22 protein-coding genes and 1 pseudogene are annotated in these 20,775 nt (G+C 66.5%); 1 reads left to right on the top strand and 22 read right to left on the bottom strand.

What is annotated here, in order from left to right; translation table 11 throughout:
* Window positions 1–159: 159 nt before the first annotated feature.
* From CAFEA_RS11375 to CAFEA_RS05575, 4 genes and pseudogenes are all read right to left on the bottom strand, one after another.
* Complete coding sequence (locus CAFEA_RS11375; protein ID WP_394326880.1) at window positions 160–468, bottom strand: gamma carbonic anhydrase family protein; 309 nt, start codon at window positions 466–468, stop codon at window positions 160–162.
* 97 nt (window positions 469–565) lie between these two features.
* Window positions 566–649: pseudogene (locus CAFEA_RS11370) on the bottom strand (gamma carbonic anhydrase family protein); the annotation flags it as partial.
* Between the two features lie 42 nt (window positions 650–691).
* Window positions 692–1,657: a diacylglycerol/lipid kinase family protein gene (locus tag CAFEA_RS05580; RefSeq protein WP_159437636.1), complete on the bottom strand. Its 966-nt coding sequence runs from the start codon at window positions 1,655–1,657 to the stop codon at window positions 692–694.
* Window positions 1,658–1,705: 48 nt separating this feature from the next.
* Window positions 1,706–2,647 carry a CE1 family esterase gene (locus CAFEA_RS05575; RefSeq protein ID WP_143313345.1) on the bottom strand — a complete coding sequence of 314 codons (942 nt, stop codon included), beginning with the start codon at window positions 2,645–2,647 and terminating at the stop codon, window positions 1,706–1,708.
* Window positions 2,648–2,667: 20 nt separating this feature from the next.
* Between CAFEA_RS05575 and CAFEA_RS05570 the strand changes: the two genes are divergently transcribed.
* Window positions 2,668–3,450, top strand: coding sequence for a class I SAM-dependent methyltransferase (locus CAFEA_RS05570; RefSeq protein WP_101494236.1), 783 nt, complete (start codon window positions 2,668–2,670; stop codon window positions 3,448–3,450).
* On the opposite strand, the gene CAFEA_RS05565 is transcribed toward CAFEA_RS05570, so the two are convergent.
* The 18 genes from CAFEA_RS05565 to CAFEA_RS05480 all read right to left on the bottom strand — a co-directional run bounded on the left by CAFEA_RS05565 (window position 3,447) and on the right by CAFEA_RS05480 (window position 20,133).
* Entirely contained in the window at window positions 3,447–4,160 is a 714-nt protein-coding gene (locus CAFEA_RS05565; RefSeq protein ID WP_063937213.1) for a CE1 family esterase, read from the bottom strand. The genes CAFEA_RS05570 and CAFEA_RS05565 overlap by 4 nt on opposite strands.
* Window positions 4,161–4,164: 4 nt before the next feature.
* Window positions 4,165–5,808 carry a ribosome biogenesis GTPase Der gene (gene der, locus CAFEA_RS05560; RefSeq protein ID WP_082855642.1) on the bottom strand — a complete coding sequence of 548 codons (1,644 nt, stop codon included), beginning with the start codon at window positions 5,806–5,808 and terminating at the stop codon, window positions 4,165–4,167.
* Window positions 5,805–6,506 (bottom strand): (d)CMP kinase, encoded by a 702-nt coding sequence (cmk, locus tag CAFEA_RS05555; RefSeq protein WP_063937214.1) that lies wholly within the window; start codon window positions 6,504–6,506, stop codon window positions 5,805–5,807. Before cmk ends, der begins: the two co-directional genes overlap by 4 nt.
* Window positions 6,507–7,436: a pseudouridine synthase gene (locus CAFEA_RS05550; protein WP_063937215.1), complete on the bottom strand. Its 930-nt coding sequence runs from the start codon at window positions 7,434–7,436 to the stop codon at window positions 6,507–6,509.
* An 11-nt stretch (window positions 7,437–7,447) separates the two neighbouring features.
* On the bottom strand, window positions 7,448–8,020 hold the full coding sequence (gene scpB / locus CAFEA_RS05545) for an SMC-Scp complex subunit ScpB (RefSeq protein WP_063937216.1): 573 nt from the start codon (window positions 8,018–8,020) through the stop codon (window positions 7,448–7,450).
* Between the two features lie 40 nt (window positions 8,021–8,060).
* Window positions 8,061–8,882, bottom strand: coding sequence for a segregation and condensation protein A (locus CAFEA_RS05540; RefSeq protein WP_063937217.1), 822 nt, complete (start codon window positions 8,880–8,882; stop codon window positions 8,061–8,063).
* On the bottom strand, window positions 8,882–9,751 hold the full coding sequence (locus tag CAFEA_RS05535) for a ParA family protein (RefSeq protein ID WP_034999074.1): 870 nt from the start codon (window positions 9,749–9,751) through the stop codon (window positions 8,882–8,884). Before CAFEA_RS05535 ends, CAFEA_RS05540 begins: the two co-directional genes overlap by 1 nt.
* Window positions 9,752–9,812: 61 nt before the next feature.
* Window positions 9,813–10,943, bottom strand: a complete 1,131-nt coding sequence (locus CAFEA_RS05530; protein WP_082855643.1) for a hypothetical protein — start codon at window positions 10,941–10,943, stop codon at window positions 9,813–9,815.
* 45 nt (window positions 10,944–10,988) lie between these two features.
* On the bottom strand, window positions 10,989–11,909 hold the full coding sequence (xerD, locus tag CAFEA_RS05525; RefSeq protein WP_063937218.1) for a site-specific tyrosine recombinase XerD: 921 nt from the start codon (window positions 11,907–11,909) through the stop codon (window positions 10,989–10,991).
* A gap of 3 nt (window positions 11,910–11,912) precedes the next feature.
* On the bottom strand, window positions 11,913–12,560 hold the full coding sequence (locus CAFEA_RS05520; RefSeq protein WP_063937219.1) for an NUDIX domain-containing protein: 648 nt from the start codon (window positions 12,558–12,560) through the stop codon (window positions 11,913–11,915).
* A 19-nt stretch (window positions 12,561–12,579) separates the two neighbouring features.
* Window positions 12,580–13,428, bottom strand: a complete 849-nt coding sequence (locus CAFEA_RS05515; protein WP_051106396.1) for a copper transporter — start codon at window positions 13,426–13,428, stop codon at window positions 12,580–12,582.
* A gap of 14 nt (window positions 13,429–13,442) precedes the next feature.
* Window positions 13,443–14,675, bottom strand: a complete 1,233-nt coding sequence (gene steA, locus CAFEA_RS05510) for a putative cytokinetic ring protein SteA (RefSeq protein WP_063937231.1) — start codon at window positions 14,673–14,675, stop codon at window positions 13,443–13,445.
* 52 nt (window positions 14,676–14,727) lie between these two features.
* Window positions 14,728–16,455, bottom strand: a complete 1,728-nt coding sequence (gene recN, locus CAFEA_RS05505; protein ID WP_063937220.1) for a DNA repair protein RecN — start codon at window positions 16,453–16,455, stop codon at window positions 14,728–14,730.
* A gap of 21 nt (window positions 16,456–16,476) precedes the next feature.
* Window positions 16,477–17,397, bottom strand: coding sequence for an NAD kinase (locus CAFEA_RS05500; RefSeq protein ID WP_063937221.1), 921 nt, complete (start codon window positions 17,395–17,397; stop codon window positions 16,477–16,479).
* On the bottom strand, window positions 17,398–18,222 hold the full coding sequence (locus CAFEA_RS05495; RefSeq protein ID WP_063937222.1) for a TlyA family RNA methyltransferase: 825 nt from the start codon (window positions 18,220–18,222) through the stop codon (window positions 17,398–17,400).
* 21 nt (window positions 18,223–18,243) lie between these two features.
* Window positions 18,244–18,414, bottom strand: a complete 171-nt coding sequence (locus CAFEA_RS05490; RefSeq protein ID WP_172796708.1) for a hypothetical protein — start codon at window positions 18,412–18,414, stop codon at window positions 18,244–18,246.
* A 5-nt stretch (window positions 18,415–18,419) separates the two neighbouring features.
* On the bottom strand, window positions 18,420–19,403 hold the full coding sequence (locus CAFEA_RS05485) for an HAD-IIA family hydrolase (RefSeq protein ID WP_063937223.1): 984 nt from the start codon (window positions 19,401–19,403) through the stop codon (window positions 18,420–18,422).
* 4 nt (window positions 19,404–19,407) lie between these two features.
* Window positions 19,408–20,133, bottom strand: coding sequence for a tetratricopeptide repeat protein (locus tag CAFEA_RS05480; RefSeq protein ID WP_350308272.1), 726 nt, complete (start codon window positions 20,131–20,133; stop codon window positions 19,408–19,410).
* Window positions 20,134–20,775 lie beyond the last annotated feature (642 nt).

Below are 20,775 nucleotides of genomic sequence, written 5' to 3'. Positions count from 1 at the left end.
GGGCCTCCGTAGGACACTACCTTCTTGCCCGCGAACGCAGAGCAGAAAGCGATCTGCGCGCCCAGGACGCCTGCACCAAGTACTGTTACGTTCTTGAATGTCATGCCCGTCACGTTACTCCTGCTGATGTGACTTCGACGTCAGTTCTATGGTGAACTTTTACGCAAGCGACGCCCGGTCCACCGCCACGAGACCGCTCGCTGCCCGCCGGCCCAGCTCCACGTAGTAAGCCGCGTGCCTCAACCGCGCCTCAAAGGTGTCCGGCTCCAGTGTGCGCTTGACCTTTGCTGGCACACCGGCGGCAAGCGAGAACTCCGGCAACTGCTGGCCTTCGAGCACCACTGCCCCGCCACCGACGATGGAGCCCTTGCCCACGCGCGAGCGCGACAGCACCGTCGCGCTCATGCCGATCAGGCAACCGGGTTCGATGTGGCAGCCGTGTACCATGGCCAGATGCCCAATGGTCACGTCGTCTTCTAGCACCGTTTGACCGTCCGTTGTGGATCGCGCCCACGTCGCCGCGAATGACCACGCCGGGCCAGATGTTCGCGTCTTCGCCGATGCTCACGTCGCCGATGATGGTGGCCTCATCGGCGATAAACACCGAGGGATGGATCCGCGGGGTTTTGCCCTCAAAGCTGTAGATCATGCGCACCATTGTGTCTGTACGCCAAAGCGACGGCAGAAGGTTTCAGCTCACCACGCGCAGGGTGCCAGGCATCACGCTAAAGCTGACAGCGCTGACGGTACCGGCGGCATCGCCGTCAAGCTCGAGTTGCTCGGGTTCTGAAAACTCGAGCGTGATCCGCCGGCCCGCGAGGTATTCCATGGTCGGAGGCAACGACGCTGGCGGGCGCGGTTGCGCCTCGCCAGGCAGCAGCGCGTTGATGCCGTCGCGGACGGTGTCCAGCGCGATCTTGCCACCGATACCTGCCCAGTCGGCGACGTCTTCGGCACGCAGAACCACGGCGTCGAGGACCCCGTCGTCAGGCAGCGCGTCCGGCAGCAGCGGGACCCCGCCCACCAGGTCACTGCAGTTGCCCACGATGCACGTGTGCAGGGAGGTGGTGACCGAAGGATCGCCATCGACTGTGATGCTCACGTCCACGCTATTGCCGCCGCCGAGCGATTGGAGCACGGCCGGAACGTACGCGAGCGGCCCGACCGCAGCCTTGAGGCCGTCGCGGGTGCGGTGGATCATGCCAGCGTCCGCACCGACACCGGCCATGACGGCGAAGCCGGAGTGCTCAGTGCGGCCGTCGGAGTAGACCATCTCGGCGCGGCAGAGGTCGATGAGCCGGTCGGTGCGGGAAAACGCCCGGCGCACCGCCGCTTCCAGCACAAGCGGCACCCCGAGGTTGCGCGCGAGCATGTTGCCTGTGCCCGCCGGCACGATCGCCATGGGAGTTTTGGAACCGGACACGGCCAGCGCGACCATGCGCACCGTGCCGTCACCACCAGCGGCGATGATCAAGTCGGTGCCGTGCTCGAGCGCGCGGACGGCCTGGGAAAACCCGGGCCCCTCCGCGGTCGTTTCTGCCCACTCGATATCCGCACCCTCCCAGGCGTAGCGCTCCACGGCGCGGCGCAGCCTTCCCAGGTGGACCTTCACAGGGTTGAACACCACTGTTACCCGGGAACTAGACGCGACATTCACGCGACTCATCGTAGCGGTGCCTGGGCACAACCGCGTCACACCGCGCGGCTACGACAACCCGACGCCGAAAAATTCCAGCAGCGTGCGGGCGGCAAACCCGTCGGACACCAGGCCGGTCTTGTCGGAGGTGCCGCCGGGCCACACGTGCGGCCCGCCCTCAATGCGGTAGTGCGACAGCGCGGCATCGCAGTCCTCCCAGCTCAGCTTCGTCACCGTGGGCGACAGCGCAACGTCTTCCCTGCGCCCCGCGCAGTGGTTGCGCACCGCCGCTTCCTCGAGCATCTCGGGTGTGGAGTTGTACACCGTCTCGTGTCGCTCGCCGCCGTCGTAGGAGATGATCGGGTCGGCGGTGCCGTGGATGTCCACGTGCTTCATCGGGATACTGGAGCACCCGGAGGAAACGCGCTGGTAAAACGCGCCGGCCACAGTGGCCACGCCGCTGAACTCCTGCGGTCGCTGGCAGCCCACAAACGTCGCGAACCCGCCGCCGTTGGAAAAACCGGCGGCGAAGATGCGGGTGCGGTCGATGGAGTATTCGCCCTCCACCTGACCAAGCACATCGTCGACGAACGCCAGGTCCTGCTCTCCGGTCGTTTCCGCGTACGGGGCAGGCGCCCAGGCTTTGCCCACTCCGTCCATGAACGCCACAACGGCGTCCGCCTTGTCCAGCTGCGAGTGCTGGCGGATCCGCTCCGCGTCTTCCATGTAGCCGTGGAACACCAGGATCAGCGGCAGCCTGTCGCGCTGCTTCGCGCCCCTCGGCACCGACAGGATGTAGTCGCGCTTGAGCCCGGCGGACGTCATCTGCCGGTGTTCTATCGCCGGGTCGGACCACGGCTCCACCTCGCGCACGACGTCCCGGGGAGGATCCGGCTGCGTGGTTATCGCAGTACGCAGCCGTGCCGTATCCCCCGCGCACCCTGCGACGCTAAAACAGGTGACGGCCAAGCCGATGGCGGCCGCGGCGCGGATCTTTTGGCGGAGAAACACGCAAGGTAGATTAGACCATTGTGCACGCGAGCAGAACACAGCCAGGCCCCAGCAGGAAAGCTGGCCCCACGTTCAGAAACTCCGCGCACCGCAGCGGCGCCGCCGAGGCGTTCACCCGCGACGCAAATCGCTACGACACCGCCCGCCCCACCTACCCCGACGCATTAGGTAAGCTCGTCGGCCCCGGCACTGTCTGCGACATTGGCGCAGGTACCGGCAAGTTCACACAATTGCTTTGCGACGATTCACGTTCCGTGTTCGCCTGCGATCCCAGCGGAGGCATGACCCGCGTGTTCCACACGGTGCTTCCCGAAGTGCCCGTGTGGCGCGCCACCGCCGAGGCGACCGGCTTGGTCGATGACGCGGTCGATGCATTGACGTGCGCGCAGACCTGGCACTGGGTGGATGTACACGCCGCTAGCGCGGAGGCGGACCGCGTGATCCGGCCCGGCGGGCGCCTGGTGCTGTGCTGGAACACCCTGGCCGTGCGCCACCCCTGGGTGCTCAGGCTCAGCCGCATCATGCATTCCGGAGACGTACAGCGCGAGGGCTTCTACCCGGAGGTCGCCTCCCCTTGGCAGCTGACAGACGAGCTGCGCCGGGAGTGGCTCCACCCCATCGCCGTCGAGGGCTGCTTCGAGCTCATGGCTACCCGCTCCTACTGGCTGAAAGCGAACGAGCGCACTCGCGCCAAGATGGAGGCGAACCTCGCCTGGTACCTCTACGAGCGCCTCGGCTTCGACCCCGGCGACACCATCCCGCTGCCGTACCGCACCGACGCGTTCGTCTACGAGCGCGCCTAGCCGGCGCGGTTGAACTCCAGCCCGAAGAACTCAACAATCGCCTCGGTGGCGTCCAGGCCGCGCCGGGCAGCCCACGGCCCAGTGGGCCACTCGTGCCCCATGCCCTCCACCGCAATCAGATCGGCGCTGGCGCGGTCGCCGTTGCGGCGCTCAAACGCCGCCACCACGTCGGGTGCGCCGTAAGTGGTGTCGTCTTCTCCCCCGCTGTACGGGGAGCGCTTCTCGCCGGCAAACGGCACCACGTCGTCGAAGGTGCCGTGAATGTTCAGGTAATCCAGCGGCTGTGCTGCTGCAGCCAGCTCGTCCGGGGTTGCACGCACAGCCGCTGCAACAGTGGCGACGCCAGCGAGGTCGAGGTCGGTCAGGCTCAGGTGCACCGCCAGTCCCCCGCCGTTGGAAAAGCCGACAAGGTAGGTGTTGGTGGTGGCGAAGGTGGACCGGAGGTCGTCGATAAGCGCACGCACAAACGCCGCATCTTCATCGAAGGTGGTGCGCGCGTACGGCGCAGGCGACCATGCAAGGCCCGCACCCGTTGGCGCGGCGACGATGGCGCGCGCCCGGTGCAGGCCCGTGCCGGCAAGGAAATCGCGGCCATTGTCGCCCTTGCCGTGCAGCGCGACGATCACCGGCAACGCGCCAGTGTGACCTGCGGGAACGCTGACGTGGTAACTGCGCTCCACGCCACCAACGTTGAGTGTGCGCTGCCGCATCGGTCTAGCCCTTCTTGCCGCGCCGCTCGCGCACGCGCACCGCGATGCGCACCGGGGTGCCGTGGTAGCCGAACTGCTCGCGGAACTTCCGCTCCAGGTAGCGGCGGTACCCGCCGTCGAGGAACCCGGTGGTAAACAGCACGATTGTCGGCGGACGGGTGCTGGCCATGGTGGCAAACAGCAACTTGGGCAGTCGGTTGTTCTTCATCGGCGGCGGGTTCGCCGCGATCGCCTCGCGCAGCCAATTGTTCAGCTGACCGGTGGAAATGCGCTTATCCCAGTTCTCCAACGCCTCCTTCATCGCCGGCTCCAGGCGGTGCAGGCCGCGGCCGGTGTCGGCGGAGATGTTGAGCTTGGTCACCCACTTGAGCTGACCCATCGTCTCGTCGAATTCGCGGTCGAAGTCGTAGCGACGGTCCTCATCCATCAGGTCCCACTTGTTAAAGCAGATGACCATCGCCTTACCGGCTTCCAACACCATGGAGATCACGCGCTGGTCCTGCTCAGAGATCTCCTCCGAGGCGTCGATGAGCACGATGCACACCTCAGCGGCCTCGATAGTGCCGCGGGTGCGAAGCGACGCGTAGTACTCGTGGCCCTGGGCGTTTTTGACCTTCTTGCGCAGGCCGGCGGTGTCGATGAAGGTCCACAGATCCTCGTCCAGCTGCACGAGCTCATCCACCGGGTCCACGGTGGTGCCGGCAACGTTGTCCACCACTGAGCGGTTGGACTTAGTCAGCTTGTTCAGCAGGCTGGACTTGCCCACGTTAGGACGGCCCACCAGCGCGACGCGGCGCGGGCCGCCGGTGATGGATTCCTTCACCCGCGGCTCATCCGGGAACAGGCGCATGATCTCGTCCAACACATCCGCACCGCCGCGGCCGTGCAGCGCGGAGACCGGCCAGGGGTCGCCCAAGCCGAGCGCGTAGAACTCGGCCACGTCGCCCCACTGGCTGTCGGACTCAAACTTGTTCGCCACCAGGATCACGGGAACCTCGGAGCGCTGCAGGTTGCGGGCCATCACCGCGTCCGTCTCCGTGATGGCGGTTTTCGCGTCCACAACCATGACAATGACATCGGAGGTGGCCATCGCGGCCTCCGCCTGGCGGGCGATCGCGGCGTGGATCCCCTTCGCGTCCGGGTCCCAGCCGCCGGTGTCCTGCACCCAGAAGCGGCGCCCGCCCCAGTCCGTGATGTAGCTGACACGGTCGCGCGTGACGCCCGGGTGGTCCTCCACCACGGCCTCGCGGCGGCCGATGAAGCGGTTGACCAGCGAGGACTTGCCCACGTTCGGACGGCCCACGATAGAGACCGTCGGCAGCGCCTCGGTGACCACGTCAGGCTGGGCAATGCCGTACTCCGCCTCGAGCTCGGCCCACTCCTCCTCGGTCAGTTCGTCGTCGGAGTCGTAGCCCTCGCCAAAGTCGGCCTCGCCGAACTCGGACTCGTCGATGCCGGCGTCTTCGAAGCCCTGCAGGTCCTCCTCCGCGTTGAAGTCCTTGTTCTCGTAGTACTCGGCGCTATCGGCGCCGACCACGTAGGCGTCCACGTCGGTGTAGCCGGAACGGTCGATGCCGGGCTGGATGAACTGCGTCTCCGGCTCGAGGTGCCCGTCGTTGGAACTGGGGTTGTTGTTGCGCTCGCTCATCGCGCGCTCCTTTCCACGACCTCGGTCAGTGCCGCCAGGACCTCGTCCGGGGTCATCTCGGAGGTGTCCACAAGCACCGCATCGTCCGCGGGCTTGAGCGGGCTGGTCGCTCGCGAGGAATCTGCCTCGTCGCGGCGCTGCACGTCCGCAAGCACCGCGTCGAAGTCCGCCTCGCGCCCCGCCGCAACGTCCTGGTCGTAGCGACGCTTCGCACGCACCTCTGCGCTCGCCGTCATGAACACCTTCGCGGGTGCATCCGGCAAAACGACGGTGCCGATGTCGCGGCCTTCCACGATCGCGCGCCCGGACTCGCGGGCGAGCTTGCGCTGCAACTCCACCAGGTTCACGCGCACCTCGGGGATGGCGGAGACGGCGGAGACGTGCTTGGTCACCTCGGCGCCGCGGATTTCCGCCTTGACGTCCTCGCCAGCAAAAAGCACCTCGGTGGAATCCGGATCGTCGGAGACCTCCAACGGCAAGTCCGCGGTCGCCTCAATTACCTTCGCCGTGTCGGCCGGGTCTACTCCCGCGCGCAGCACAGCCAAGGTGGCAACGCGGTACATCGCCCCAGTGTCCACGTACTTCGCGTCCAGGCGTTTCGCCAGCGCGCGGCACATTGTGGACTTGCCGGTGCCCGAAGGCCCGTCCACAGCCACGATGAGCCCGCCGTTATCCATATTGGAAAGTGTGTCCGCCATTTACATCCCCACCGCCTTGTACAGCGATGCCAGCTCAGAAGAGTTCAGCGCGCGCATGGAGCCCGGCTTCATGTCGCCGAGCTGTACCGTGTGGAACTTAGTGCGAACGAGGCGCTGCACCGGGAACCCGGCCTGTTTCAGCATGCGGCGCACAATGTGCTTGCGGCCTTCGTGCAGCTCCACGCGGATGATGGACTGGCCGTTGTGCACGTCCACGATTTGCGCGTAGTCCACCTTCGCGGGGCCGTCGTCAAGCTCGATGCCCCCCTTGAGCTGCTTGACCACCGCATTGTTGGCCTCGCCGAGCACCGTGGCCAAGTAGGTCTTGGCCACCTCGTACTTCGGGTGGGTCAGGCGGTTGGCCATTTCGCCGTCGTTCGTGAGCAACAGCAGGCCCTCGGTGTCCGCATCGAGGCGGCCGACGTGGAACAGGCGCTGGCCGGACGCGGTGCGCTCCGCTAGGTAGGAACCCACCGAGACGCGGTCCATCTCGTCCTTCATGGTCGAGTGCACGCCACGGGGCTTGTTGAAGACGAAGTACTCGTGCTCCTCGTTGACGTTGATGCGCGCGCCGTCGACGCGGATGATGTCCACGTTCGGGTTCACGCGCATGCCCTGGCGCATCACGATTTCGCCGTTGACCTCGACGCGGCCCTGCTCGATCATCGCTTCTGCGTGACGACGGGAAGCTACGCCCGCTTGCGCGAGCACCTTCTGCAGTCGAACGCCTTCAGCCGCGGCCTTCGCCGCTGCTGGGTCTTCGTCCCACCAGTTATCGTCCAGCGGGTTCGGTTGATTCTTCGCGGCGTTTTGGCGCCTCTTGTTCAGGCGGACATTCTGTTTCTTAGCCGGCTTGGCGTAGGAGATGTAGAACGTATCGTCCTTCCCACGCTTATCCGGTGTGCCATCTCGGCGAGCGGGTGGTGTCATGCCCCGGGAGTTTACCAGGCATCCTCGATGGAATCGATGTCCGGAAGCAGCGGCGCAAGCTCCGGCAGGCGCTCCAAGGAATCGATGCCTAAAAGCTCCAAAAACAGCTCGGTGGTGACGTAGCGGTGCGCGCCGTGATCCGGCACGTCCTCCCCGGCCTCGCCCGGGTCCACCTCGGCGATCAGGCCTCGCAGTGTGAGCGTACGCACCACGCCGTCCACGTTCACGCCGCGCACACCCGCGACCTGCGCGCGGGTGACCGGCTGACGGTAGGCCACCACCGCGAGTGTTTCCATCGCCGCGCGAGACAGCTTCTTTTGCGTGCCGTCCAGCAGGAACGCCTCGACCGCGTCGGCGTTGTCAGTGCGGGTGTACAGGCGCCAGCCCTCCGCGGTTTCGCGCAGGTCCATGCCGGAGCCGCGCTCGTCCAGCTCGCGGGCAAATTCCCGCAGTATGTCAGAGACCTCCTCGGAAGTTGCACCGAGTGCACTTGCCAGCTGCTCCACGGCGACGGGCGCGTCGATGACCAGCAGCACCGACTCAATTCGGGAGCGCAGCTGGGAGACCATGGGCAAGCTATCCATGATTCGGCAGTGTATCGGGTACCGTGCGCCGGCCCGGCGGTTACGTCCAGTTCGAGGCGGCAACGACCGCTGGATCCACCTCAAGCCCGGTCCAGGACACGTCCAGGCGTCCCAGCGCTTCCGGCTGCTCCGTCTCCACGGCCTTGGCCTTATACAGCTCCAACAGTGCCAGGAACCTGCCCACCACCTCCATTGAACGGGTGCAATCGCGCGTGAGCGCCGCAAACGTCAGCCAGGAGCCGGTACCCGCCAGTCTCAGCGTGTCCAGGATCTTGCCCGCCTGTTCTGGCACGGACACCGCCTGTGCGTGCAGGTGGTCTGTGCGCACCTCCTCCGGCGGCCGGGGGCGGAACACGCTGGCGGCAAGTTCGGCGAAACTCGCAGCTGTGTGCCCGAGATCCACCGGCGGCAGCAGGTCCACGAACCTAGGCTCCATGGACACCGCGCGCGGGTAGCGCCGCAGCGCGAGTTTTTGCCACTCGGCGAACTGGTCGGCCACGCGTTGGTAGGCGCGGTACTGCAGCAGGCGGGCGAACAACAGGTCGCGTGCCTCCAAAAGCTCGAGGTCTTCGATGTTTTCGCCGTCGTTTCCCGGAAGCAGGCGCGCGGTCTTCAGGTCCAGCAGGGTCGCCGCAACGACGAGGAACTCGGTGACCTCGTCCAGCGCCTCCGTCTCCCCGAGCGCGCGCGTATACGCGATGAACTCGTCGGTCACCTCTGCCAACGCCACCTCTGTCACGTCCAGCTTCTTCGACTGGATCAGCGTGAGCAGCAGGTCGAACGGCCCCTCGAAGTTCTGCAGAGCCAGGGTGAACCCGGTGATCTCCGGCTGGGGGTACTGCTCGGGCGCTGCCGCCGCCACTAGCTGGTGCGCTCCAGCACCTCGAGCGCAAGGTTGCGGTACTGGTCCGCGCCCTGGGAGTTCGGCGCCCAGGTGATGATCGGCTCGCCGGCCACAGACGTCTCCGGGAAACGCACGGTGCGGGTGATCACGGTGTCAAAGACGCGCTCGCCGAAGACCTCCACCACCCGGTCCATCACCTCGCGGGCGTGGGTGGTGCGGCGGTCAAACATGGTCACCAGGATGCCCACGATGTCCAGGTCGAAGTTGATGCGGTCGCGCACCTTCTCCACCGTGTCCGTGAGCAGCGCCAAGCCGCGCAGGGAGAAGTACTCGCACTCCATTGGGATGATCACGCCGTGGGAGCAGGCGAGCGCGTTGACGGTGAGCAGGCCGAGGGACGGCCCGCAGTCGAGGATGATGAAGTCGTACTCGTTTCGCACCGGACGCAGAGCGCGGGCGAGCGTGTGCTCGCGACCAACCTCGTTGACCAGCTGAATCTCCGCCGCCGACAGGTCGATGTTGGCGGGCACCACATCCAGGCCGGAGACGTTGGTCGTGTTAATCGCGGCGTGGATGCTTGCGGTGTTGTCGAACAACAGGTCGTAGACGGTGACCTGCTCCTCTTCGTAGGAAACGCCGAGCCCCGCTGAGAGCGCGCCCTGCGGGTCCAGGTCCACGAGAAGTACCTTGCGGCCCTGTTCCGCCAGGCAAGCGCCGAGATTGATCGTCGAGGTGGTTTTGCCCACACCACCCTTCTGGTTGACCATGGAGATCACCGTGGCAGGCCCGTGCTTGTCCAGCTCCTTCGGCTGGGCAAATTCGCGCCACGGCCGCCCGGTCAGAAACGTTTTCTGGTCCGCAGCGTCAAACAGCGCCTCGTCCGCCATGGCCGGTCCTTCCCTCAATCACGTCCAAACCCTTGACTTCCGCCATCTTACAACGTTGTCATTACGCCTGCGCGCGCCTCCGGCGCAGGAACACAATCAACACCGCGATTGCTGCCAGCAACGCAGCTCCAGCGATCACAAGGGGCACAACATCGCTTAACGACGACGTCTCGTCAAACCCACGACCTTGACCATCCTGGTTCGCGTAGTTGCCGTACTGGTTGTCCTCGTTGCTGTCGCCGGCCTGCTCCACAGGGACGTTGGTCGAGGTGATCACCGCGACGAAATCCGCCTTGCCGTCGCGCACCATTTCCATGATGAACGGGTTGTCCGGCGTCTCCCCCTCCGGATAGGTCAGTGTGATCGTGCGTTTGCCCTTATCAATCTCGCGCTCCACGCCCTCAATGACCTGTCCGTTGACGTCCAGGTACCGCAGCGTGGCGCCCTCCGTGTCGTAGCTGGCGTACTTCATCAGGTCCTTGACACGGCTCAGCGGTACCTTCACCACGATCGTGTTGTCTCGAATTTCGCCGTCGAAGTACAGCTTGGTCGCGGCAGTATCGTCAGCGGGCTCCGCCTTGGACCGCGACGGGTGCGACACCGCCGGGGCGCTGCCGTCACGGTTGTCGTCTGCGCTGACTTCGCCGGGCTGGCCACCTCGGCCATCTCGACCGTCGCTGGCCCCGCCGCCGGAGCTAGTGTCACTACCCTCCCCGCGGGACGCGCCGCCGTCAGCCTCACTACCCGCGGCTTCACCGTCAGCAGCGGCACCGCTGCCTCCCCCGCTGGAACCGCCGGACTCGCCGGAGTCCCCGCCGACATCCGCGGAACCATCGCCGACAGCGACCAGGTTTACCGTCGCCGAGTAGCCGCCCGCGCTAGCTGGCACCGCCGCCGTAACACCCGGCTGGTTCGGCGCGCTCACGGTCACGGACGTGCCCGAGGACGTGACCGTCCATCCGCCCGAGGAGTAGTTCACGTCCACCGGAACGCCCACATCCACGGTCGTGCTCTCGCCCGCTGGAACAGAGATCTCCCCGGGGATCATGGACTGCACCTCCTCCGGGCTCATGCCGTCTGGAAGCTGCGCGTGCGCCACCGGAGCGATCGGAGCCGCAAGAAGCAGAGCCGCAGGCACGGCGAGCAGCGCAGCGCGGCGCGAGGTGCGCGGTGAAAAAGGTGCGGGTCGCATAGATAGTTCTCCCGTTAATTGTGTGGGTCAATCAAGCAGCCGAGTCTACGCACGTGGGTGCGTGCTGCGCCAAACTTCGCGCAGGTTATCGGCTGTGATGTGGGTGTAAATCTGCGTGGTGGTCACTGAGGCGTGCCCGAGGAGTTCCTGAACGCTTCGCACGTCCGCCCCGCCTTCCAGCAGGTGCGTGGCAAACGAATGCCGCAGGGTGTGCGGCGAGATGTCCTTATCAATCCCCGCCCGGGCCGCCGCAGCCTTGATCGCGTTCCACGCGCTTTGGCGGGACAACGCTCCGCCGCGCTTGTTTAGCAGCAGCGCGTGCGAGGTGCCGTTGGCAAACGCCGGACGCCCGCGCACCAAGTACGCCTCCAGCGCCTCCTGCGCCTTGGATCCCAGCGGCACCAAACGTTGCTTGTTGCCCTTGCCGGTTACCGCGAGCACGCCGCCGTACTCGCCGTCTAAGGCGGCGCTGGCGTCGTCGACGCTTAAGCCCAGCACCTCCGAGACACGGGCGCCGGTGGCGTAGAGCGTCTCCAGCAGTGCTTTGTCGCGCAGTCCGGATGGGGTTTCGGTCGGGCATGCGTCGAGAAGCTTGGCCACCTCTTCGATGCTCAACGTGTCTGGCAGCCGCTCGCCGGTCCGCGGCGGCGAGACCTCAACGGCTGCGTCAGCTGGCAGAACCCCCTCGCCCACGCCGAACTTATGCAGACCGCGTGCGACGGTCAGCGCCCGCCCCGCCGAGGACGCGGCCAAGGGCTTCGCCCCGTCCACACCCCGGCGCAGGTCCGCGACATACGCCTCGATGTCGGTGGCGCTAACCTGACTCAAATCCGTTTTGCCAGCCGCGGCCAGCCACGCAGTGTATCGGTGCACATCGCGGGTGTAATTGCTCAGCGTGTGGGGTGACACACCCCTTTCGACGGCAAGATGCGTCAGCCAGCGCTGCGCCAGCGCCTCCGCGTCCACCGGCTAGACCCGTTTCATGTCCGGCACGATGCCTTTTTCCGCGCGGCGGTAGGCCAACGAAGTCGGGCGCAGGTGGAAGGGCTCGTCGACAGGCCTGGGCTTTTCGCCCCGGGCGACCAGACGCGCGGCCGCGAGGATGCCGGAGACCGCAATCGAGTTGACCACTTCGCCGCGCAGCGCCTTATCGGCGGCCTCCTCCAGGTCCACCCACGCAAAGTCCATGTCGGCCTCCTCGTTTTCGGCCTCGGGACGTTCCACTTCGTGCAGGCCGCGGGCGATGAACACCCGTACTGCTTCCTCCGCGAACCCTGGGGAGGTGGCTAAGTCCACCAGCACGCCCCACTCGTTGGCAGCCAGGCCCGCCTCCTCCTGCAGCTCGCGCTTCGCGCAGCTCAGCTCGTCCTCCGCGTGAATGTCCAACAGCCCGGCGGGAAGCTCCAGCAGACGCTCACCCACGCTGTGGCGGTACTGCTCCACCAGCGCCACACGTCCCTGATCGTCCAGCGCGACCACGGCGACGGCGCCGAAGTGCTCCACAATTTCGCGCGCAGCCTCGTTGCCTCCCGGCATAACCACCTGGTCGCGGCGCACCGCGATGATCGGCGCGTCAAGGACGACTTCGGACCCAGTGACAGTGAATTCGTGGCTCATGGGCACAAGCCTACGAGCCTTAGGCCTCGCCGCCACCACTGGACACCGCAAGCACGGACTTGATGCGCCCAGCTTCCGCGTCCACACCGCCGACAGTCTTTACCCCGCTGATCGCATCGGGCTCAGCGCCCTGGGTAGCCAGCGCGGTCTTGCCTTCCGCCCCGAGCGCCTTGGCAAAGTCGCCGATGACTTGTGCGCTGAAGTCGCTGCTTCGCGCCGGCCCATCCACGATCACCACCGCGCCGGCGGGCACGATGGAACCGCTGAATTCGATAAACCCGGCCTGCTGCAGCGAGTCCAGCACAAGCGTGCGGTCATCCGGCAAAGTTTTGGATTCGCCGGAAGTGCCGTCGTCGAACAGCACGGTCGCGAGAGACTGACCTGCGTGAAGTCCCGGGGAACGGTCCTCCACCGACAGCTTCGCACCCGAGGGCAGCGTGTTTGCGACGATGCTGGACAGCTCGTCCGCGCCCGCCTGGTCGGAGAAACGCTCCGTCAGTGTCAGCTCGCCGGAGTCGGACGCTCCGGCGGCGTTGAGCAGCCAGCGCACGGACTCGACATCTTCCGAGTCCGCCGCGGCCGTGCGCACGATGGTCACCGGCACGTCCTTCAGCGCACCCGAGACGATGGAGCCGGATTCCTGCGCCAACAGGTCGTTCGCCTCCTCTGCTCGCGCCTGCGCCGCCTCAAGTTCCGAATTATCTACGGCTGGCTTCGCGGGGGCGTCAGCCTTGTACTGGGAGAAGCCGAGGTCCACCTTTCCCGGCATCGCTGGTGCCAGCACTAAAGCGCCCAGCGCGATTCCAAGCGCTGCGCCCCAGCCCAGGCCAGCTGCGATGAGGCCTACCCTGCCTTGAGTCTTCGCCATCAGACACTGCCCTCCTAGTTAGTCCAGCCATCGAACCAGCCGCGCACCGTCAGCGCGATGGTGTTCCAGGTGTCCACGAGGTTGTCGGCGAAGTTGCCGTTGCCGCCCAGCCCGGCGATCAGGATCGCCACCGCGGCGGCGACCAGCACGCCGAGGATCGCCCACGCCCATGCCACACCTGCGCCGGACTCGACAGCGTACAGGTTGGTAATCACGGAGGAATCCACGACCTTGCGCCCCGCCTTCAGCCGCGCGAGCAGCGCCGCCGGTTCCGTGGCCGGGGTGCCCGCGGTGGTAGCCGAATCTGCGAAGATACGGTCCAGCTCCACCGGCTGGCCCACAGTGACGATCATCTCGGCGTCGTGGAACGTCGCCAGCAAAATCGCAAGGTCCGTCGGGGAATCCGTCGCGGCTGGGAACGTCATGGCCCCCACGCCCAGATCCTGAATGCGTTCCAAACCAGGCGCGTAGCCGTCCGGCTCCGCGGGCAAAATCACCTTCGCATCCGAGCGCAGGTTCTCGGACGCCACGTTTTTCGGGTCGCCCACGATGATGTCCGGCGCGTAGCCCATGGACGCAAGCGTGTCCGCGGCAGCACCAACGCCGATGACAACCGGCGTGTATTCCTGCATGAAGTTCTTCAGTTCCTCCATGCGCTGGCGAGTGTCGGGAGCCGGCGACACCACCAACACCTTGCGCTCTGTCATGATGTCGCCGAGTTCCGGGGCACCGACGCCGTCGATAAGCAGCGCCGCCTCCGAGTGGATGAACTCGATGGTGTTGCCGAAGTATGCCTCCATGTTCTCCACTAGGCCGCGCTGGGCCTGGGAGAACGTGGCGTCGACCTCGGTGCGGGTCACCGGCTGCGCTTGGCCCGCAGCCTTGCGCCCCACGGTGATCTGGCCTGTGGGCGAGACAGTAGCTTTCTTGCCGTCGCGGATCTTCCCGCGCAGGTCCGTGCCAGCTGCCTCGAACAGTGGAACGCCAGCGTCGAGAAGCAAGTGCGGACCGAACGTAGGCAGCGTGCCGGTGGAGTACGGCGCGAGGTTGACCACCGCCGCCGGGCGACGCGCGATGATTTGCTCAGCCAAGCGTCGCTGCATGTCGGGTGCGTCCACGAATACGATGTCGCCCTCGCTAAGCTTGCCCAGTCCCTTGCCCTGCGGGGTGCAGTCGCGCAAGGTGCCGCGCAGCTCGGACGCGGGCGGTTCCTTGGTCGGTTCTTGAGCGGAGGGTGCAACAGTCATGCGCACCATTGTGCAACGATGACCTGCCTGAACCGGGGAGGCGCGCGGGGAACTAACCGCGCAACTGCGCCACCTCACCCTGTGCGCGCTCGAACAGCTCGGCGGCATGGGCGCGGCCGGTGTCCGAATCGTCCATCCCGGCCATCATGCGGGCCAACTCCTCGATGCGTTCTTCCTTTTGCAACGCAGCAACACCGGAGGTCACGGCCACGTCACCGATGTCCTTGGACACGTGCAGGTGCGTGTCAGCATAGGCTGCGACCTGCGGCAGGTGCGTGACCACGATGACCTGGTTGCCGCGGGCCAGACGCGCAAGGCGCCGGCCAATCTCCACTGCTGCGCGCCCGCCCACGCCCGCGTCCACCTCATCGAAAACGAGTGTTGCGCCACTGGAGGATTCAGACAAGATGACCTCCAGCGCGAGCATCACGCGCGACAGCTCGCCGCCGGACGCGCTCGTTGCCAGCGGCTTCGGCTCAAGCGCGCTGTTCGGCGCGAGGAGGATCTCCACCGCGTCGGCGCCGTCGCGGCCGTACTGTGCCTGAGTGACGTTGACGGAAAGCTGCGCCTTCGGCATCGCCAACCCGTGCAGCTCCTCGGTCACCGCCGCGCCCAGCTTGCCCGCGGCCTTGGTGCGCGCCTTCGTCAGCGCGGCTGCATGCTTTCTCATCGACCGCTCGAGCTCGGCCACCTTCGCCTTGAGCTTTTCGACGGCACCTTCCGACGTATCGATCTTGGCCAGCCGCTCCCCCGCCTTGTCACGCCACGCCACCACACCTGCCGCGTCCGGAGCGTACTTGCGGGTCAAGCCCTTGATCTCCTGCTGGCGCTGCAGGAGCTTCTCCAGCTCCTCTGGGTCGGACGGCAGCCTACTGGTGTAGCTGCCCAGCTCCGCCGAGACGTCCGAGAGCACGCCAGCGACCTCGCCCAGCCTGGCCCCCAGGTCCCGCAGCTCTTGGTCACTTGCGCCTTCGAGCGCGGCCTGGGCGCGGCCGATCAGGTCGGAGGCTGGCTCTTCTTCCCCGCCGACACCGCCGACGGCGTCCGCGCCGTCGATAGCCACAAGCGCGGTCTCGGCGGCCTCGCGCAACGCGTCCACGTCTTGGAGACGGTTGATGGTGGCCACCAGTTCCTCGTCCTCGCCGGCCTGCGGTGCTACCGCATCGATCTCGTCGATGGCGAACTGGAGGCGGTCCACCTCCTGCGCCAGCTCCAGGCGTTTTTCCGTGCGCTCCTTCAGCTCCTTCGCGGCGCTGCGCCACGCGGTGTACGCCTCGCGGTACGCGTCCAGCTTGGCCTGGATGGCCGGGTCGAAGCGGTCGAGGGCCGCCAACTGCTGTTCCGGCGCCATCAGCCGCAGTTGGTCGTTCTGGCCGTGGATGGTAAGCAGGTGGCCCGCTAGCTCGCTTAGCGTCGCCGCCGGCACCTTGCGCCCGCCGAGGTGCGCGCTGGAGCGCCCCGAGGCCTTCACAGAGCGCGACACCAGGTACTCACCGTTCTCGTCCGGTTCGGCTCCGGCACCGGCCGCAATAGCGTCGATAGCCTCGCGCACTTCATCCGGCAGGCATTGGGTGCCAAACGCGCCCTCCACCACCGCGCCGTCGGCGCCGGTGCGCACGCGGGAGGCGTCCGCACGCCCGCCGGTGAGCAGGCGCAGACCTGTGACCACCATCGTCTTACCCGCGCCCGTCTCGCCCGTGAGCACAGTCAACCCCGGCGAAAGCTCGGACGAGGCGTGGCTAATCACGCCAAGGTTGGAGATAGCGATCTCAGCGAGCAAAAACGTGCCTCCCTGTCAGATTTACGCCCCGCGCGGGCCGCGCCACCCGGAAACCGGGAGCTGGAACTTGTCCACGAGCTTGTCCGTGAACGGTCTGTCGTCCAAGCGTACCCAGCGCACCCCGCGCTCGCCCCGCACCACTTCAACGCGCGAACCGGCGGGCACCGTCAGGCGGCGCTGGCCGTCCATCACCGCGGTGGCCTGCGTGGTCTGCCGCTCCGATTCCACCGCCACAGTCGACGTCGGCGCGACCACCAGGGGCTTGGCAAACAGCGCGTGGGCGTTGTTCGGCACCACCAGGATCGCCTCCAGCTGTGGCCACATCACCGGCCCGCCGGCGGAAAACGCGTACGCGGTCGAGCCCGTCGGCGTGGAAATGAGCACGCCGTCGCAGCCGAATGAGGACACGGGGCGGAAATCCACCTCCAGCGTCGCGTCCAGCACGCGGGTGCGGTCCGAGTTCTCAATACTGCACTCGTTGAGCGCCCAGCTGCGGCCGAGCACCTCGCCGCCCTCGCCAAGCACAGAAACGTCTAACGTCATCCGCTCCACCACGCGGTACGAGCGGTCGATCACCTGGCCGACGACTTTTTCCAAACTCGACGCTTCCCCTTCCGCGAGGAACCCCACGTGGCCCAGGTTGATGCCCAGCACCGGAATGTCCTGCGCACGCGCGTAGCTCGCCGCCCGCAGAAACGTCCCGTCGCCGCCGAGCACCAGCACCAGCTCGCACCCCGCAGCCGCGGAGTCGTCCGCCTTCGCGCGGGTCACCCCGCACAGCACCGGGTTGGTCTCAATGACGTCCATCTGCTCCTGTTCGAGCAGGCGGACCTCAATGCCCGCCTGCTGCAAAAGCTGCGCTGCCCGGGCCGCCGAATCAATGTTGGAGGCCCTGAACAGGTGCGGCACCAGCAGGATCTCGCGGCGTGTTGCGTCACCCATCTACTTCGGTCCTTCCTCGATCGCGCGATTGACCAGCGCGGTCAGTGCGTCGTCGTCAAGCTGCTGCTCGCCCCCGTCTTTCACCAACCACAAAAAGTATTCCACGTTGCCGCTCGGCCCCGGCAGCGGGGATGCCGTCGCCCCGCGCACCGACAATCCCAGCGATTGTGCGAAACGCGCGACGTCCAGCGTGACCTCCGCGCGCAGCTCCGGCGAACGCACGACGCCGCCGCTGCCGAGGCGGTCCTTGCCCACCTCGAACTGCGGTTTGACCATGGTCAGCATGTCCGCGCCGTCGACCATGCACTCCACCAGCGCCGGCAGCACCAGCTTCAGGGAGATGAACGACAGATCACCGACCATGAGATCCGCCGGCCCGCCCATCATCTCCGGGGTGAGATTGCGGATGTTGGTCCGGTCAAGCACACGCACGCGCTCGTCGTTTTGCAGCCGCCACACCAGCTGGCCGTAGCCCACGTCCACCGCCACGACCTCACTTACGCCACGCGACAGCAGCACATCAGTAAACCCACCGGTCGAGGCACCAGCATCCAACGCCTTTCGCTTCTCGACGACAAGCCCGCCCCCGCCAAACACCTCAAGCGCACCCAGCAGCTTATGCGCACCACGTGACGCCCAATCGTCCACATCGGCGGTGTTGACCTTGATGGAAGCATCCGGCTCCACCACCGTCGCGGGTTTGGTCGCGGTGAACCCACCAACCTGGACGCGACCTTCCTTGATCCAGTTCTGCGCCTGCTCACGCGAGCGCGCGATCTTACGGCGGACCAGTTCCGCGTCGAGCCGGGTGCGTTTCGGTGCCACGGTAGCGGCCCCCTTTCTTAACTAATTGTCGGACAGCGCCTCGTGCAGCACCGCGTGCGCCCGAGTCAGCGCGTCCACCTCCGCTGCGAGGCCATCCGTCGCCTCCGCCAGAATCGACTCAACGCGCTGTGTCACTTCCTCAGCGCTGACCTTCGGTGCCCGCGGGTCGCGGGGAATCGGAGCCGGGCTCATCAGCGTCACCACCACTCTGCGAGCGCCGCCTCAGCGGCGTCAGACTCCGCACGCACCTCAGCCGGCGGGTCAGGCTGCTGCCACGCCACGTCGAGTGCGGTGCGGAGGGCAGCCAAGCCGGAGGCGTTGGCGTTGCCGCCGGTGAGGACGATGGCGGAGCCGTCGATACGCGCCTCGAAGCCCTCCTGCACACCCGGGGAGAGTTGCTCAGGCGACTCGCTGAGGCCGCGCATGTCCGCCGCGATGTAGGTCGGGCGGTGCTCCGGCGGCGCCTGCAGCAGCGCGTGCGGGCCGGAAACGCCGGTGAGCACGTGCAGCGCAGGCATCTCCGCGGCGACGCCGCCAGCAATGTCCGTGTCCAACCTGTCGCCCACAGCGAGCGGCTTATTCATACCGCGCGCCTTCGCAGCCTGGATAAACATCGCCGGCTCCGGCTTGCCCGCCGCCTCCGGCACAACCCCAGTCGCCGAAGTCACAGCCGCGACCATGGACCCGTTGCCCACCATGAAACCGCGCTCCATCGGCAGCGAGGTGTCCAGATTCGTGGCCAGGTACTTCGCCCCTTGCTGCAGGCTCAGCGCCGCCTCCGACAGCTGGCGCCACCCGGTGTCCGGGTTGTGGCCGTGCAGCACCACCTTCGGCGCATCGTCGGCGCTGTCCACGATCCGGTAGCCGGCCTCTTGAACGAGCTGGCGCAGCGACGGCGCGCCCACGACATAAACCGCATCGCCCTGATCGAGGTAGCGCGCCGCCATGGTCACCGCCGCCATCGCGGACGTAAGCACGTCCCCCTCAGCCGCATCAAGGCCAATGGCCCGGAGCATCTCCGCGACATCTTTGGCACTACGAGAGGCGTTGTTGGTCACACACATCGCCGGCAGGCCCGAGGCGTTAATCGCCTCGACAGCGTGCTCAATCGCCTCACCGCCAGACCAGACGGTGCCATCGAGGTCCAGCAGCAGGCCGTCGTGGTTCGCCGCAAGCGTCATATGCCTAGCCCAGTTCCGCCACACGCTCGGACGCGTCAGTCATGCCGTCGACGTCAATCTTGGCCACGTGCTCGAACCACCGCTTCGCCTCAGCCTTCTCACCAGTAGCCAGAAGCGCGTCCGCGTAGGCGTAGCTCAGGCGGGCCTGTTCAAAGCCTTGGGAACCCAGCGACGGGTTCAACCGCTGCAGCTGCGCAACAGCAGACTCATGCTGGCCGAGATCATGACGAGCACCAGCCAGGACGATCGCCAACTCAATGTGGCCGGCCTCGTCCAACTCGCGCGCCTCCGGGCTGCGGCCAAGCTCCAGCGCCTTCTCCGGGCGCCCAAGGCCGCGCTCAGCGTCCGCCATCACAGCCAGCAAGCCAGGACCACCGGAGATACGACGAGCGGCGCGCAGCTCAGACAGCGCCTCCTTCCACTCGCCGGCGTGGTACGCGACGACACCGTTGGTCTCGCGCACCACACCGACGCGCCCCGCGCGGTTCTTCGCCGCGCGCGCGTGCTGAAGCGCGAGCTTCGGGTCGTCGTAAAGCAGGTCGGTCGCCATGAGCATATGCTTTGCGACACGCTCCGCATTATCCTTCGACAACACCTTCAAATCCTGCAGTACAGAAGGATCCAGGTCGGAGATTTCCAGGCCCTGCGGCAGATCGGGCTCCTGCTCCTTCTGCGCCATGCGATCCTCGCGGAAGCCCTCACGGCGCGGGTTGGATCGGTCGTGGCGCACGCCGCCACGACCCCGGCGGCGGTCGCCATCCCGGCCACGGCCTTCTCCACGACGGGCGTCGCCGCGCCGGCCGTTGCGTCCTCCGTCTTGGCGACGCTCACCGTCTCGACCACGGCCTTCACCCCGATGGGACCGACCACCACGGGATCCGCCCTGACCATCACGGTTACGGGCATCGCGGCCACCGCGTTCCCCGCGCCGACGGTCCTCGCGACCCTTGTCACCGAAAGAGCGCTCCTGCCCTCTTCCCTCGTCCACATCTGCCATAGGGGACCTCCGTTTCTAATCTCGACCATTATAGGAAAGCTGGGCACTCGGGCACATACTGCTCCCACCACCTGCAGGATCCGCCGCGCGCTCCCGCGCTCGCAGCCCCCGCAACCAGAACCTACCTAAGGGCTATCGCACTGGTCGTACACGTCGCGCCGTGTTTGCCCTGGTGGATTGTCGGTTTGTGGGGGTGCCACTCGGAAATATTTGTGGGGGTGCACCAATGATGGGTGTATCTGGGGTTGTCCGCATTGCGGAGTATCGCCCCGATCTGCAGTTCGTGGGTGCATACCAATGATGGGGCCGGCTCTTGTTGTCCGCAATGCGGAGTTCGCGGGGGCGGCTTTCGCAAACGTTGACGGTCCAGCCGTT

It is taken from the genome of Corynebacterium afermentans subsp. afermentans (genome assembly GCF_030408355.1).
Classification (GTDB): Bacteria; Actinomycetota; Actinomycetes; order Mycobacteriales; family Mycobacteriaceae; genus Corynebacterium; species Corynebacterium afermentans.
Note: the sequence above shows the minus strand (reverse complement) of the source record. Positions and strands in the feature narration are given on the sequence as shown.

What these genes read in the sequence shown, in the direction of transcription:
- CAFEA_RS05490 (WP_172796708.1), bottom strand. Translation starts at nt 18,414, where the DNA reads ATGAGCCCGGCTCCGATTCCCCGCGACCCGCGGGCACCGAAGGTCAGC.
- CAFEA_RS05485 (WP_063937223.1), bottom strand. Translation starts at nt 19,403, where the DNA reads ATGACGCTTGCGGCGAACCACGACGGCCTGCTGCTGGACCTCGATGGC.
- cmk (WP_063937214.1), bottom strand. Translation starts at nt 6,506, where the DNA reads ATGGCGGACACACTTTCCAATATGGATAACGGCGGGCTCATCGTGGCT.
- CAFEA_RS05500 (WP_063937221.1), bottom strand. Translation starts at nt 17,397, where the DNA reads ATGGGTGACGCAACACGCCGCGAGATCCTGCTGGTGCCGCACCTGTTC.
- CAFEA_RS05515 (WP_051106396.1), bottom strand. Translation starts at nt 13,428, where the DNA reads ATGGCGAAGACTCAAGGCAGGGTAGGCCTCATCGCAGCTGGCCTGGGC.
- CAFEA_RS05565 (WP_063937213.1), bottom strand. Translation starts at nt 4,160, where the DNA reads ATGCGGCAGCGCACACTCAACGTTGGTGGCGTGGAGCGCAGTTACCAC.
- steA (WP_063937231.1), bottom strand. Translation starts at nt 14,675, where the DNA reads ATGACTGTTGCACCCTCCGCTCAAGAACCGACCAAGGAACCGCCCGCG.
- scpB (WP_063937216.1), bottom strand. Translation starts at nt 8,020, where the DNA reads ATGGATAGCTTGCCCATGGTCTCCCAGCTGCGCTCCCGAATTGAGTCG.
- CAFEA_RS05535 (WP_034999074.1), bottom strand. Translation starts at nt 9,751, where the DNA reads ATGGCGGACGAGGCGCTGTTTGACGCTGCGGACCAGAAAACGTTTCTG.
- CAFEA_RS05550 (WP_063937215.1), bottom strand. Translation starts at nt 7,436, where the DNA reads ATGACACCACCCGCTCGCCGAGATGGCACACCGGATAAGCGTGGGAAG.
- CAFEA_RS05520 (WP_063937219.1), bottom strand. Translation starts at nt 12,560, where the DNA reads ATGAGCCACGAATTCACTGTCACTGGGTCCGAAGTCGTCCTTGACGCG.
- CAFEA_RS05530 (WP_082855643.1), bottom strand. Translation starts at nt 10,943, where the DNA reads ATGCGACCCGCACCTTTTTCACCGCGCACCTCGCGCCGCGCTGCGCTG.
- der (WP_082855642.1), bottom strand. Translation starts at nt 5,808, where the DNA reads ATGAGCGAGCGCAACAACAACCCCAGTTCCAACGACGGGCACCTCGAG.